Source organism: Pirellulales bacterium (genome assembly GCA_036267355.1).
GTDB lineage: Bacteria > Planctomycetota > Planctomycetia > Pirellulales > DATAWG01 > DATAWG01.
In genome coordinates, this window is the sequence record DATAWG010000115.1 from 50787 (window position 1) to 64947 (window position 14161).

Here is a 14161-nt window from a genome sequence, read left to right on the forward strand (position 1 = left end):
GGGCCTGCCCCTTATCGCCCCAGCAGATTTTGCAGTCCCAAGCCGAGAATGATTCGCAGCGCGGCGACAGCTTCTTTTGAATTGATTTTCGAGCTTCCTTTTTCGCGGTCGGCGAAGACGATTGGCGTTTCGCCGAAGCGGGCGCGGGCCCGCCGCAATAGCCACAGAATCTCTTCCTGAAACGAATAGCCGCGCGAACGGATGCGGGTGAAATCGATTCGCTCGAGCGTTGCCGTGCGGTAGCAGCGGTAGCCGCCGCTGCAATCTTTCGGCGCCAGCCAGAGTAGCCAGCGAGCGTAGAGATTCACGCCGCGGCTCATCAAATGCCGCTTCAAGGGCCAGCCCTCGATGCTGCCCCCCGGCACGTAGCGCGATCCGATCATCACGTCGATCGCCGGACCCGTGGCCGGATCCATGCCGCCGACCATGGCCGGCAGATAACGTGGCGGATGGCTGAAATCGGCATCCATGTTGACGACGTATTTGTAGCCGTGCTCGATGCCATATTTCAGGCCGGCGACGATGGCCGTGCCGAGGCCCAGCTTTCCGGTCCGATGCAGGCAATGCAACCGCGGATCGATGCCCGCCTGACGATCGCACCATTGGCCGGTGCCGTCGGGCGAATTGTCGTCGACCACCAGCACGTCGGCCTCGGGCGCGAATTGAAATATCTGCTCGACGAGGCGCGGGAGATTCTCGATCTCGTTGTACGTGGCCGTCATCACCAACGTTCTATTTTGGGCGGCGCTAGCGGGCATGCGGCTTCCTCGGGCTGACGGATCATCGAGCGGAACCGCCAGATTTTACCGGCTTCGCTAGCGCGGGCGAACGGCAATTTGCGGGAGAAACGGCCAAAACGGCCGTGCGAACCGATAGTGTGCGGCGGACTCGCGAAACCGCAAGCGAGCCGCATTCTTAAGCGGAGTGGGAAGCTCGCTTGCGGTTTCGCGCGTCAATCGCGGACGACGCAGCCCAGCAGCCGGGCGCCGGCCAAGAAGAGCGAACTCGAAGCCCGTACGGCGGCAGCCCGAGATGTGCGGCAGAGATCGAGCAGCAGCAACGTGCCGTCGCTGGCGGCGGCAAACGGGGCCAACATCGGTTCGCAGGCGTCGGCCGCGCGGATCAACACGAGTTGGTAGCTGGCCTTCCACTCGGCAACCAAATCTGTCGCGGTCGCGCGCAACCTCGAATCCGCGAAAAAATCGGCTCCATATGCCAAAAGGCCGATGCGGGGAACGGCCGTCGGCTCGACCGCATCTCGCCAATCGACGTTCCCGCGCAACACGTCGCTTAAGCCAAAGCGGCAGGAAAGACCGAGATGCGAATTGAGGCTGTAGCGATCCGTCTGCCCGGCTTCCGATGTGGCCGGCCCCTGCGTGCCGTCGACCAACAACACCTTGCCCGGATTTCGCTGGGCAAACGCGACCGCCGTCGGCAGCACCCAAGCGGCATCGTCGGGCGCGCCGCTTCCGGCAGCGATCAGCACCCACGGCGGCGAATCAAGCAGCGCGGCGGTCAGATTGTCCCATAGTCGGCCATAGGAACGATCGACCGATACTTCTGCCAGCGGATCGGCGGCGGGCTGTTCGCTTGGCCGTTCGTGCAGGGGCTTCGGTTGCAGCAAAGTGCTTTTCGGTTGGTACCAATCGTCCTGGGCGGCTGCGAGGGCCTCTTCCGTACGCTCGGTTGCCTCGATTGCCGCGTCGGCCAATTCCAGGGTCCGATTAAACCAGGGATCGTCGAACAGGTGGACTGCGGACGCGGGTTCGGTTTTCGTTTTCGCCGGATCGACGAAATCTGGCTCGACGACCGTAGTTTCGACGGCCGCCGGTCCGACCTCGCTATCGCGAACGCCCAAGAAGGAATAATCGGCCGCCATCGGGTCAAATTCTGCGGGCGAGCGGCCGCTGCCGGCCGTGGCCTGCGGTTCTTCGCGCGAAATATCTGCGGCCGGCGCCGGGGCAGGATCAACGGGCGCACGCCCATCCAGTTGGACCAGCGCATTGCGAAGTATGCCCATCCGAGTGCTCCCCACAATCGACTCTCGCCAGGCCTACGCAGAATCGCAGTCGCTCGACAGCACGGCCCCGCCATGGCGAGCTACGAACCGCGGCGCAATCGCGCAAACAACTGTCGATATTCCTGACGGCGCACCGCGCTTGCGGTCGGCGACGGCTGCGGAACCGGATCGTCTTCGATCACGATCACATCCACATCGTCCATCGATTCATCGTCACATTTCGGTTCATCGCGGCCTCTCAAGGCGTCGGACACATTTTCGACACCGGGCGAACTGGCTCCGCTCACCGCATCGACGGAATCCACCGGCGGATGCAGAGCGGGCTGCTCGCGGCGCGGCATCGCGACGACGGGTGCCGCGCCGGTGGCCGAGTGGCTTCGCGACATCGGAATTGTCGGCTTCATCCCGGCCGCGCGATGAATCGATTCGCCGCTGCACGGCTCTTCCGGCATGACCGGATCTTCCGATGGATGAATCCAAGCACGACCGATCGGAGGCATTTCGGCCGGGAATTCGTCGGCCCCGGCGACGAACCACGAGGAATGATCCGACAGATCGCCGAAGGTCGGCAGCTCGGCATCGCTCATCGGGCCGACTTCGATCGATAAATTTTCTAGCGGCCGGCTGATCGGCCCAGTGATCGGCCCAGTGATCGGCGAGGTCGCAGGCGGCAAGGCGACCGACGCCGGCGCTGGCGGAGCATCAAACTTCGTCGCCGCGGAGGGCCTTCGATCGCCCGCGTCCGCAGATGGCTTCGCCGAAGGCTTGACCGCGGGTCTTTTCGCCCGTGCATGCGGCGCCAACATCGAAGACAGCTCTGCTCCTTCGGCGCTGCGAACGATCGGCGCCTCGGCGAGCGGATCTCGTCCGCGGCCGGCAAACCGATCGACGATCACTTCTTCTTCTTCGAAGGGTTCTTGGAACGGATTGATTTCGGCATGGGATAACACGAGTTCGACCTCCGGGCCAATCGTTCCGGCCGGTTGGAATTGTTCGTCGATAGAGCCCAAACGGTCTTTAATCCGCTCGATTCGCTGCGTCGGCTCGCCGGCGAAAAGCGATTCATCGCAAAGCGCCGCTTCGTCGGCTGCGACCGCATGCAGGCGCGGCGCCGGTCCGTGTGCGGCTTCGTGCGGCATGGGCGTCGCCAGTGTTTCGTGGGCCAGCGTCGGTCGCGGCTCGTCGTCGGGCGAGATTCTGGCGGCAACGGCCGGTTCGTCCAGACTGCCGAATTCGATGATGTCGGCCGACCGGCTTTCGACACCCGGGGCGGCGTTCCATGGCGCCGGCAACTGCTGCAAATCGGCCCAAGCTTCGTCGATCACCGCAGCCGTCAGCGGCGTCGCCCCCGCGGCGCATGCAAGCAGCAACGCATGATCGCACAATTGATTGACCAGCCGCGGCACACCGTCGGTCGCCCGATGCACGGCGTCGAGGGCCTCGGCGGTGAAAAGCTGATCTGCATTCCCCCCGACTTGCGAAATCGCCCGGCGAATGTAGCCGAGCGTCTCGGCATGTTGAAACGACTCCAAATAACAGCGGGCGGCGATCCGCTGGTTGAAGGATTCCAGTTTCGGGCTGCCCAGGTGCTCTTCGACCAGCGGACTGCCGGCGAGCACGACCCGCACGCGCGATTGCCCGCCGCGCACCAGATTGGTCAGTTGATGCACTTCCGCAAGCAGCCGCAAAGGCAAGCTCTGGGCTTCATCGATCACCAGCAGCAATCCGTCGCTGGCGGTTTGCTGCGCTGTGAGATGGCCCACCAGCGCCAGTCTCAGTTCTCCCTCATCCATGCCACGGTACGGCAAGCCGAGCTCGAACAGCAGCGATTGGAGAAACGCCTTCCGGGTTTCAAGCCGGCTGCTGGCCAAGAGCGCGATGGAAAAACGGCCGCGAAACTGCTCGGCGAGCGCCTGGCACAAAATCGACTTTCCGGTTCCCGCCGGCCCGACCACGAGCGCTGCCCCCTCGGCCCGTTCGATACACCGCCCTACCGTCTGACGGGCCGATTCAATCCCGGCGGCCGGATAATAGCGCCGCGCCGCAGGGGTTGCGGCAAACGGTCGGTCGCTCAGCCCAAACGAAGACTCGTACATGTCGATGGGTTCCTGTGGGCACCGGTTGCCGCGCGAGCGTAGATTTTGGCGGCGTTGCGCGGCCGTCGGCATCGGCACGTTCCACCTACCTTACGTCGGCGCGCCGCGGCGGCAGACTCAACTTGGCTTTCCATGCCCCGTCGCCGATTTGTTCGATCGCTATATTTTCTCCAGCTTTCGCAGGCCGAATAATTCGCTCGACCAGCCACTTGAGCCCGCAGCGCTAGCAAGGATGAGCTGCTATTGGCCCCAAAGCGCATGCGAAGACGACGCGAGCCCGAAGCGTTAGCAAGGGAGCTCCAGGCTCCGCGTTCTCAAATAATTGTTTTTGCAAGACACTTCCTTGCTAGCGCTGCGGGCTGCCTTCGGTCGCATCCCTCACCACACGTTTCGGACTACCATCACGCCGCGTTTTCGCTGCGGCGGTTCGTGCCCGGACCGACGCGGCCGAGGACGGGCAGGCCGAGCGTTGCCTCGATTTCATCGGCGCTCATGAATGTCAACGTCCGCCCTTCCAAGCGGCGCGCCGCCAACACGCCCGCGAGAATCGACAATAGCGTGAGGATCGCGATTGCTCCAATAGGAATCGGGCGATTACCCGGCTCGCTGCCGGCTTGGCGCGACAACCCGGATTCGCGATCGTTCGGCCGTAGATCGACGTTGCCGGCCCGATCCGACGCCGATTGCCACATGCCCGGTGGGCAGGCGTTCCACAAGGACGTCTCCGATTGGACAGCAGCCCGATACGCTTCACGGGCCCTTCCGGCGGCGAGCAGCATTTCGCGATAGTGCTGTTGCAGTACGGCTGAGGGGGGATTCGCGCTCGGCGCATCAATGGCATCGCCGCTCGATGGTAGCGGCGGCGCCAGCGGAGTCTTGTTGGCGGCGGCACTTGCGATCTCATTTAGGTTGGCAGGCAATTCGGCCGGCGTTGCGGCGAGTTGATCCTGCAACTTCGCGATCTGGCTATCGAGCGATTGAACCGTCGGATGAGCGGGCGTCAATTTTTCCAGCAATTCTCCCCGAGTGCGTTGCATCTCGGCAAGTTGGCGGTTCAACGCGACCCATTCCGGATTCGGTCGGATCGTCGGGCCGACGGGCAGGGGACTCGTCGGCGACTTGGGTTCCCGCGGCGCTCGAATCGCCTGCTCGGTCGAATCGACGAAACGAGCGTTCAGAAACTCGAACAGCGCGAGTTCCGCCACATCGGCGTTCCGCCGCGCATCGGCCGCCCGATCTCGCGCCTCGCGAAGTTTCTTGTCGAATGCAATTCGCTCGTCGGCATTGGCGTGCAACGGGAGTGCGACCGCAATCTCCGTCGGCGGCGAATGCAATTCGGACGATTCGACCGCGATCAGCAGGCCGCCAAGCAAGAACACGGCTGCAAAGCCGGCTGCAAACGCTGCCGCACGCCGCCGTCCGACTGAAGCCCAAGAATCCCCGATCACAGAAATTTCCCTGTCGGTTTTCGATTTCGTTTGTGGCGTGTGCCGGAACATATTGCCGAACCATCGTGGTTTATCGACACGCCGCAAAGCCCGACTTGCAGCTATAATTAAGATATGTTTCGCATTAAGATTTGCGGTGTCACCACGGCGGCCGATGCCCGCGGCGCAGCCCATGCCGGCGCCGACGCGATTGGCTTGAATTTCTACCCCGGCAGCCGCCGCTACCTGCCGCCGGCAGCCGCAAAGGAAGTTGCCGCCGCGATTCCGCAGGGCGTGCGCAAGGTCGGCGTGTTCGTGAACGCCGAGCCGGATTTTGTGTGCCGTGAAGCCGACCGCTTGCGGCTCGACTTGATCCAACTCGCCGGCGACGAGACGCCGGAGTATTTGTCCAAGCTCGGCGGGCGGCCGGTGATGCAAGCATTTCGGCCTCGACTGGATCACGCCGATGCACTTCGGACGATCGTTCGTTTCGTCGAAGCGGCGGCGCGACTCACTTGCGCGCCGAAGCTCACGCTGATCGACGCACATCGGCCGGGCGAATATGGTGGGACGGGCGAGGCCGTTAATTGGACTTTACTGTCGCGGTTGTGGAACGAGCTTGACGGTGCCGCGCCCCGTCTCGTGCTAGCGGGCGGACTGTCGCCCGAGAATGTCGCCGACGCAATCGCGGCCGTTCGCCCCGCGGCGGTCGATGTCGCCAGCGGAGTCGAATCGTCGCCCGGCGTGAAAGACTCGGAACAGGTGCGTCGCTTCGTCGCCGCCGCGAACGCCGCATTTCGCATCAATGAATCACGCGTTAGCCCGCAGCGCTAGCAAGGGAGTCGGACTGATTGCGCCCCATGCCGGCCGACGCGGCCCAAAAAACCCACGCGGAGAATCGCATCCTTCCTTGCTTGCGCTGCGGGCTTACGAGCGCGCCCCACTAGCCGCCAACCGCCGCTGCTTCCTATAATCGCCAGTCGTTCAATCCCTTCCGATCGAGGAGAGCCCTGTGTCGCAGGTCGAAACCAAGCTGCCGTACAAAGTCGCCGATATGTCGCTGGCCGGTTGGGGCCGCAAGGAAATCATGCTGGCGGAAAACGAAATGCCGGGCCTGATGGCCTTGCGCTCGAAGCACGGCGCCACGAAGCCACTCACCGGCGCCCGCATCGCCGGCTGCCTGCATATGACCATTCAAACCGCCGTGCTGATCGAAACGCTCACCGAGCTCGGCGCGCAAGTGACCTGGAGCAGTTGCAATATCTTCTCGACGCAAGACCATGCCGCCGCGGCCGTGGCCGAAACCGGCGTACCCGTCTACGCCTGGAAGGGCGAAACCACTGAGGAATTCGATTGGTGCATCGAGCAGACGCTGCTCTTCCCCGACGGCCGGCCGCTGAACATGATCCTCGACGACGGCGGCGATCTGACGGCAATGGTCCATCAAAAATATCCCGAACTGCTCGCCGGCATTCGCGGCCTGTCGGAAGAAACGACCACGGGCGTGCATCGGCTCTATCAAATGCATGCCCGCGGTGATTTGAAGGTTCCGGCGATCAACGTCAACGATTCGGTCACGAAGAGCAAGTTCGACAATCTCTACGGCTGCCGCGAGTCGCTGGCCGACGGCATCAAACGGGCCACCGATATCATGGTGGCCGGCAAGGTGGTCGTGATCGCCGGCTACGGCGATGTCGGCAAGGGATGTGCCCACGCGATGCGATCGCTCGGCGCCCGCGTGATTATCACCGAGATCGATCCGATCATCGCTTTGCAAGCCGCGATGGAAGGATACGAAGTGACGACGATGGAAGACGCCGCGCCGCGCGGCAATATCTTCGTCACCGCGACCGGCTGCCGCGACGTAATCACCGGGCGGCATCTCTCGGTGATGCCCAACGACGCGATCGTGTGCAACATCGGCCATTTCGATCTCGAGATCGACGTGGCCTGGCTGAACGGCCAGAAGGGGATCAAGCGCGTCGAGATCAAGCCGCAGGTCGATCGCTACACCTTCGCCAACGGCCGTTCGATTCTGCTGCTCGCCGAGGGGCGGTTGGTGAACCTCGGCTGCGCGACCGGCCATCCGTCATTCGTGATGTCGAACAGTTTCACGAACCAGGTGCTGGCACAGCTTGCATTGTGGGTTGAAACGGATAAATTCCCGGTCGGCGTGCATGTGCTGCCCAAGAAGATGGACGAAGAAGTCGCCCGCCTGCACCTCGACAAGCTGGGCGTGAAGCTCACTCAGCTAACCAAGACGCAAGCCGATTACCTCGGCATCCCTGTCGAAGGCCCATACAAGCCGGACTATTACCGGTATTGAGGCCGAACGGGTTTCAACCCTCCGGGTCCGCGATCAGCTCTCGCAGTCGAGCGTCCAGCGGCGGAGAAAACCGCGCGGGCCACGTGGCGTCGATCAAGCCGACGCCGATCAGGTCCTGCAAATGCACCTGATCCTTGCGACGGTAGGAAGTGAGTTTCATGCGCACTAGCGGTTCAAGTCCGAGCACTTGAAACGTGGCATCCTTCTCGGATTCCAAGACCTCCGGCGCTGCGGTGGCATAATCGGGCCGCACTTTTTCTCCGGCGAATAGGATGTGGACAGCGTCGCGCCCTTTCGCGTTTGGCCCGTCGAGAAACACTTTGACGCCCAAAATCTTGGCATGGACGAATCCCGCGCCGGAAAGGGCGTTTGACGCGCGATCGAAATCGTCTCGCCGCAACAGAATGTCCACGTCTTGCGTGGTCCGCGCCGCCGAGCGATCAATTCTAGACACCCAGGCCGCGACCGCGTTTCCGCCCGCCACCGCGTATGGCACGCCTGCCTTGTCCAACGCCGCAGTTGCACGCAATAGTCGCTCGCGCACCAGTTCCACGGCTTCAACCATCCTATCCAGCGATATGGGGCCAAGCGTGCTCATAACGGTCAAGTATAGCCACAAATCTTTTGACGGGCATCGGGGGTTTGACAACGCTTGCCTCGTTCTGGATAACAGCAGTGGCCCGATTTGAAGCGCGCGCATTGACGGGCGCGCGAAACCGCAAGCGAGCTTCGCGCCGCCGCTTGATATCGGTGCTCGCTTGCGGTTTCGCGCGTGCTGCTCTTCCCTAGCCACTCACCCTAACCCGTAACCCTATCCCCTTGCCCACCATCCAGCCATTTCGCGGACTGCGGTACGATCCGAAGCATGTCGGTTCGTTGTCGAACGTCGTTGCCCCACCCTACGACGTGATCGGCAAAGAGTTGCAAGACCAGCTTTACAAGGCTCACCCGGCGAATGTCATCCGGTTGATTCTCAATCGCGACGAGCCGGGCGACAACGAGTCGAACAACCGCTATACGCGAGCCGCGAAGTTTCTCAAAAATTGGCGCGCCGAGGGTGTGCTTACCAGCGAACCGGATCCGGCGGTGTATGTGTATCACCAGATGTTTCGCTACGGCGATCAGGAGTTCACTCGCCGCGGGTTCATGGCCCGCTGCCGGCTGGAACGATTCGGCGAGGGGCGGATCTATCCGCATGAAGAAACGCTCTCGGGCCCCAAGGCCGACCGGCTGCTGCTAATGCGCGCCTGCCGCGCCAATCTGAGCCAGATTTTCGGACTGTATCCCGACCCGCAAAGCACGGCCCAAAATCTGCTCGAGACCGCGGTGGCCAAAGCTCCGCCGCTCGAGGCCACCGATCATTTGGGCGTCGTACACCGCATGTGGCCGCTAGCGGATCCGAAGATCGCTTCCGAACTCAGCGGCGAAATGCAGCCGCATCCGATTTTCATTGCCGACGGGCATCACCGCTACGAAACGGCTTGCAACTATCGCGATGAATTGGCCGCCGCAGCCGGCGGTTCGCTCCCGCCCGAGCATCCGGCCAATTTCGTGTTGATGATGTTTATCAGCATGAGCGACCCGGGCCTGATCGTGATGCCGACGCATCGACTGTTTCGCGGGTTGCCGAAAATGAGTTCAAGCGAACTGATCGAAAAGCTCGGCCCGAATTTCACGACCCGCATCGCCGGCGAAGGGAGCGACCTGGCCCCGACAATCTGGAACGAAATCGAAGCGGATGGCGACCAAGGCACGTTGGGCCTGTACACGGCCGCCGACCAGCGGTGGGTTGTTGCCCGGCTTACCGACGCTGGCCGGCGCCGCATGGCCGAGGTGGCAAGCGAGCGCAGCGCCGATTGGCAAGGCCTGGGCGTGGCTTTGTTGCACCGGCTCGTGGTCGACACGCTTCTGGCGGCCAAGGACCTGCCGAAGCCGCGCTATGTGCATTTGGTCGAGGAAGTGGTCGAAGGCGTGGAAACCGACGAGTTTCCTTTGGCGGCACTGGTGATGCCGGCGACGGTCGAACACATTCGCCGCATCAGCCAGCACGGCGAACGCATGCCGGCCAAGAGCACCTATTTCTATCCGAAGCTGCTCAGCGGATTGGTAATCAATCCACTGGAATAGCGGCCTGCTGTCGGGCGCAGCTCTGGCGCGCGAAACCGCAAGCGAGCTTTATTCCGCCGTTCGAGATCGCAGTGCGCTTGCGGTTTTGCGCTTTGTACCGGAGCAGCCGCCCACCGAACCGCCCCATCTCGCCGCCCCGTTTCACGTGGAACACGATTGCATCGTTTCCGTGATCTCCGCAAGCTGCACGTTTCACGTGAAACGCGCAATCTCGGTCAAATCTTCCGTTCCACGTGAAACGGCCCTCGATCGAACTGCAATTCGCGCCTTCTGTCCACGCCGCTACAATCGCGACCCACTTCCCGAGCCACTAGCCACGAGCCCCCGAACCACGCTTCCTCGTCCCTCGCCCCTAGCCCCTCGCCCCTACCATGGGCCGCATCCTTTGCGTCGCCAATCAGAAAGGAGGGGTTGGCAAGACCACCACGGCCGTCAATTTGGCCGTGGGACTGGCCAAGGCCGGCGCTCGCACTTTGCTCGTGGATCTCGATCCGCAATGCAACGCCACCACCGGGCTCGGCTCGCGCCCCACGGAACGGCATCCGCTCGTATCGCGGTTGCCGCTCAAGGATTCGCTCTGGCAAACCGCCCAGGCGGGACTGGAACTATTGCCCGGCAGCCGCAGTTTTCAAGATGTCGAAGCGCTGGCCCACGCCGCCCGCGACGAGGCCGCCACGCTGCGGCAACATTTGGCGAGCGGGATGAGTGCCTACGATTTCGTGCTGATCGATTGCCCCCCGTCCCTCGGCGAACTGACGCGCACGGCCTTGGCCGCTTCGACCGAGGTGTTAATGCCGATCCAGTGCGAATACTATGCAATGGAAGGGCTGGCGCAGATGATCGACGTGATCCGACAGGTGATGGATGGCCAGCCCGGCCGGCTGCAGTTCGGCGGCATCGTGCTCACGATGTACGACGCTTATCTCGAACTGACGCGGGAAGTGGAACAAGAGGTGCGGGATTTTTTCGGCGAGATTGTCTACTGGACCGTGATCCCACGCGATGTAACCGTTTCCGAGGCCCCCAGCCACGGCCAATCCGTGCTGGACTACGCTCCGCGCGGACGCGGCGCGATGGCCTATGTCGAACTCTGCATGGAGGTGCTCGAACGTGAGTAAAGAACGACGTCTTGGCCGCGGCTTGGAAGCGCTCTTGGGCCGCTCGTACAACGAAGGAACGTCCGCGCAGCTTAGCTTGCATGTGCCGGAGGGAGAAGGGGCGAGGGGCGAGGGGCGAGGGGCGAGTGAAGCGGCGGGCTCGGACGGTGCTCCAGCCGCCGATGACGCGGCGCCGGTAACCGGCGCGGTATCGGTCGCAATCCAAGAAATTCACACCAATCCGTTTCAGCCGCGGCGCGATTTCGATCCAGCCGAAATCACGGCCTTGGCCGACAGCTTGCGCCAGCACGGCCTGATCCAGCCGATCCTCGTGCGCCGCGCCGCCGACGGCTATCAACTGATCGCCGGCGAGCGACGCTTGCGAGCCGCGGTCGAAGCCGGCTGGACTGAGGTGCCGGTGCAAATCCGCGAGGCCGACGATCGCCAAATGGCCGAGCTAGCCATCGTCGAAAACTTGCAGCGGAAGGATCTCAACCCGTTGGAAAAAGCCGCGTCCTTCGAGCAGTATCTCGAGCGCTACGGCTGCACCCAAGAGGAGCTAGCAGGCCGGCTGAACATCGACCGTTCGACGATCGCCAACTTGATCCGCCTGCTCGAGCTGCCGCAAGAAGTGCAAGACGCGATCCGCTGCGGCCGCATCACGCAGGGGCATGCCCGCGCGCTGTTGCCGTTGGGCGACGAGCGCGAGCAAGTGGCCTTCTGCGAGCGGATCCAAACCGAAGGCCTGAGCGTGCGCGCGACGGAGCAAACCGTTCAAGACCTGATCCACGCCGGCGACGCGTCGCCGATGGCCGGTCCGATGGGCGTGGTCGCTCCGGAAGCTGCCGGCAAGCCCTCGCGCCCGGCCCGCGCTCGCAGCCAGAATGTGGCATTGCTCGAGCAAGAATTCCGGGCGGCGTTGGGCACGAAAGTGTCGATCCGCCAATCCGCCAAAGGCCGCGGCAAGATCGTCATCCCCTTCGCCAGCAGCGAAGAATTCGACCGCCTGCGCGAATACCTCTGCGGCGCCGAACCGGACGCGCAAGCACGCGTCGGATAGGCTATAGTGAACTGGCGTTCACTCAAGCGACGTCTTGCATTTTGTTCGCATAGTCGCGACCGGACGTTGCGGGCGGCAGCGGCCGGCCATCCTGATGATACAGATCGATGGTTTCGTCGACGATTTGGCAAAGCTCCGCAAACACTTGTTTCTCGTCGTTCCCGTGGCAGCCACCATAAAACAGTCCCGGCGAACTGCCGACGTAGCAGCCATCCTCGTCCGACCATTCGACGATTTTGACGTAACGGTCGCTTTCTTTCATGTTCGTGATTCCCGGATGGCACGATTCACGGCTTTCTCCTGAAACGGCTTGGATCGTCGCCGTCTTTGCCGGATATCGTAATGGGCTTGGCGACCCTTGGGTGAACAAAGTTCCGATGGCTCCCCTTTCCGCCCCGATTGGTGAATCCGGCTTGATCGAGGTCGCGGACGAGTTCACGGACCTTCCTCGGCATCGAGACCACCCGCCCCTGCGACATTAAACACCAGATGGAACGCGCCGCCTGGCCAATGTGCCCTACAATTAAACCATATCGCCGAGAAGCGGCAAAAGCCAGATCGCTCGCCCAGCCGTGGGCATCCTGGCTCACTGCGTCAACGTTCGGATACCTTTTGCCCTGATCCCGCCGACGCGACAGGAAATGCTGGCCGTTCTCGTTGAACTGTGCGAACTGTCCCCCGAGGTCCGGATCGGCCAACTGCTTGCGCATCTCGGCTTCCTCGGCGAGGACCAAACCGGCCGTTCGCCGTGGGACATGATGATGAACAGTTCTTGGCCGTTCTCGATCACCACCGGGCAGAATTGACCGGCCAGAATGCAGCGCCGCCGATTCAACCGTCGCAGCCAGCCGCCGGCGCCCCCGCAAATACTCAGGCCTCCTCGGCTCAATAATCGCGCCGCTGCATAGCGGCCACGCAGCGGTTTCGATCGAAGCCATTTAATGGTATGCTTAAGCCGATTCGGGGCGTAGCGCAGTCTGGCTAGCGCACCTGGTTTGGGACCAGGGGGTCGGAGGTTCAAATCCTCTCGCCCCGACCTTTGCGGATCGACGGGAGAGTTTCATGGCGTTAACCTTCGTCGAAGGCGTGGTGACCGGTAAGAAAAAGCGAGCCACGGTCGCGTTTCTTGTCGACAGCGGCGCCGTTTACACGTTGCTGCCTGAGAAAGATTGGAAGGCGATCGGCCTCAAGCCCAAACGCATGATGACCTTCACTTTGGCGGATGGCACCAAAGTCGAGCGAGCGATTTCTGAATGCCATATCTCCTTGCCCCAGGGAGACCGCCACACGCCAGTCATCCTCGGAGAAGCCGGCGACGAGCCGCTGCTCGGCGCTGTCACGCTCGAAATCCTCGGCTTGGTGCTCAACCCCTTCAATCGTTCGCTGCACCCCATGCGGGCGATGCTTGCTTGACGGCAGAATGGGATTTGTTTTACGGCGCGCGTACACCGCCGTTGCCTGCGGATCGCGCGAATAGTGTCGCCAAGTTCGGCGCGATCGCATTCGCAAGCAATGCCGACTAAAATCACCGTTCGGATGGGGCCAAGCTGCGTCGGCGGCTCAGGCCGACCAATTCCGATGCGCTACGCGCCGAACGGCAACCCTTTTTCAAGCAACGGGCGGGGTAACGATCATGAAGAAAACGCCAACTGGCGCGAAGAAAAAGAGCGGCTCGACGGTAGAAAAACAAGACGACTCGCCCACTCGGCTTATCGACGCACGAATCAAGGAGCTGGGCGATTGGCGGGGCGAGATGCTCGCGCGGCTCCGAAATCTCATCAAGCAGGCCGTCCCGGAAGTGGTCGAGGAGTGGAAGTGGAGAGGTGTTCCGGTGTGGTATCGCGATGGCATGATCTGCACCGGCGAGACGTATAAAAATGCCGTGAAGCTGACGTTCGCCAAGGGCGCCGCGCTCGACGACCCCGCAGGTCTCTTCAACTCCAGCCTCGACGGCAACACCCGTCGGGCCATCGATTTTCACGAAGGCGACAAGATCGATGAAAAGGCG

At 62.5% G+C, this 14161-nt stretch carries 14 protein-coding genes and 1 tRNA gene; 8 read left to right on the plus strand and 7 right to left on the minus strand.

The genetic code is table 11. The features are described from left to right. Window positions 1–11 precede the first annotated feature (11 nt). The 4 genes from VHX65_18285 to VHX65_18300 form a co-directional block, all read right to left on the minus strand. Window positions 12–758 (minus strand): polyprenol monophosphomannose synthase, encoded by a 747-nt coding sequence (locus VHX65_18285; GenBank protein ID HEX4000505.1) that lies wholly within the window; start codon window positions 756–758, stop codon window positions 12–14. Window positions 759–952: 194 nt separating this feature from the next. Beyond that, the gene (locus VHX65_18290) at window positions 953–2020 is read right to left on the minus strand and encodes a hypothetical protein (protein ID HEX4000506.1); all 1068 of its coding nucleotides are present in this window, start codon (window positions 2018–2020) and stop codon (window positions 953–955) included. 80 nt (window positions 2021–2100) lie between these two features. Beyond that, window positions 2101–4116: an AAA family ATPase gene (locus tag VHX65_18295; protein HEX4000507.1), complete on the minus strand. Its 2016-nt coding sequence runs from the start codon at window positions 4114–4116 to the stop codon at window positions 2101–2103. Window positions 4117–4517: 401 nt separating this feature from the next. Then, the gene (locus VHX65_18300) at window positions 4518–5564 is read right to left on the minus strand and encodes a hypothetical protein (GenBank protein HEX4000508.1); all 1047 of its coding nucleotides are present in this window, start codon (window positions 5562–5564) and stop codon (window positions 4518–4520) included. A gap of 114 nt (window positions 5565–5678) precedes the next feature. Between VHX65_18300 and VHX65_18305 the strand changes: the two genes are divergently transcribed. Both VHX65_18305 and ahcY read left to right on the plus strand, forming a co-directional pair. Further along, on the plus strand, window positions 5679–6377 hold the full coding sequence (locus VHX65_18305; GenBank protein ID HEX4000509.1) for a phosphoribosylanthranilate isomerase: 699 nt from the start codon (window positions 5679–5681) through the stop codon (window positions 6375–6377). Between the two features lie 178 nt (window positions 6378–6555). Next, entirely contained in the window at window positions 6556–7869 is a 1314-nt protein-coding gene (gene ahcY / locus VHX65_18310) for an adenosylhomocysteinase (GenBank protein HEX4000510.1), read from the plus strand. A 13-nt stretch (window positions 7870–7882) separates the two neighbouring features. Here ahcY and VHX65_18315 read toward each other — a convergent pair whose 3' ends face one another. Beyond that, window positions 7883–8434 carry a hypothetical protein gene (locus tag VHX65_18315; GenBank protein HEX4000511.1) on the minus strand — a complete coding sequence of 184 codons (552 nt, stop codon included), beginning with the start codon at window positions 8432–8434 and terminating at the stop codon, window positions 7883–7885. A 254-nt stretch (window positions 8435–8688) separates the two neighbouring features. Between VHX65_18315 and VHX65_18320 the strand changes: the two genes are divergently transcribed. From VHX65_18320 to VHX65_18330, 3 genes are all read left to right on the plus strand, one after another. After that, a complete protein-coding gene (locus VHX65_18320) occupies window positions 8689–9996 on the plus strand; it encodes a DUF1015 domain-containing protein (protein ID HEX4000512.1) in 1308 nt (435 codons plus the stop codon). Between the two features lie 371 nt (window positions 9997–10367). Continuing rightward, window positions 10368–11114, plus strand: coding sequence for a ParA family protein (locus tag VHX65_18325; GenBank protein ID HEX4000513.1), 747 nt, complete (start codon window positions 10368–10370; stop codon window positions 11112–11114). Continuing rightward, window positions 11107–12153: a ParB/RepB/Spo0J family partition protein gene (locus VHX65_18330; GenBank protein ID HEX4000514.1), complete on the plus strand. Its 1047-nt coding sequence runs from the start codon at window positions 11107–11109 to the stop codon at window positions 12151–12153. Before VHX65_18325 ends, VHX65_18330 begins: the two co-directional genes overlap by 8 nt. A gap of 22 nt (window positions 12154–12175) precedes the next feature. Here the strand turns inward: VHX65_18330 and VHX65_18335 are convergent, their stop codons facing one another. Both VHX65_18335 and VHX65_18340 read right to left on the minus strand, forming a co-directional pair. Beyond that, window positions 12176–12415: a type II toxin-antitoxin system HicB family antitoxin gene (locus tag VHX65_18335; protein HEX4000515.1), complete on the minus strand. Its 240-nt coding sequence runs from the start codon at window positions 12413–12415 to the stop codon at window positions 12176–12178. 25 nt (window positions 12416–12440) lie between these two features. Next, window positions 12441–13091: a type II toxin-antitoxin system HicA family toxin gene (locus tag VHX65_18340; protein HEX4000516.1), complete on the minus strand. Its 651-nt coding sequence runs from the start codon at window positions 13089–13091 to the stop codon at window positions 12441–12443. 23 nt (window positions 13092–13114) lie between these two features. Between VHX65_18340 and VHX65_18345 the strand changes: the two genes are divergently transcribed. The 3 genes from VHX65_18345 to VHX65_18355 form a co-directional block, all read left to right on the plus strand. Further along, window positions 13115–13189 (plus strand) — tRNA-Pro (locus VHX65_18345). A 26-nt stretch (window positions 13190–13215) separates the two neighbouring features. Beyond that, window positions 13216–13566 (plus strand): retroviral-like aspartic protease family protein, encoded by a 351-nt coding sequence (locus VHX65_18350; GenBank protein ID HEX4000517.1) that lies wholly within the window; start codon window positions 13216–13218, stop codon window positions 13564–13566. Window positions 13567–13786: 220 nt separating this feature from the next. After that, window positions 13787–14161: DUF1801 domain-containing protein (locus tag VHX65_18355; GenBank protein ID HEX4000518.1), on the plus strand; the 375-nt coding region annotated here is incomplete at its 3' end.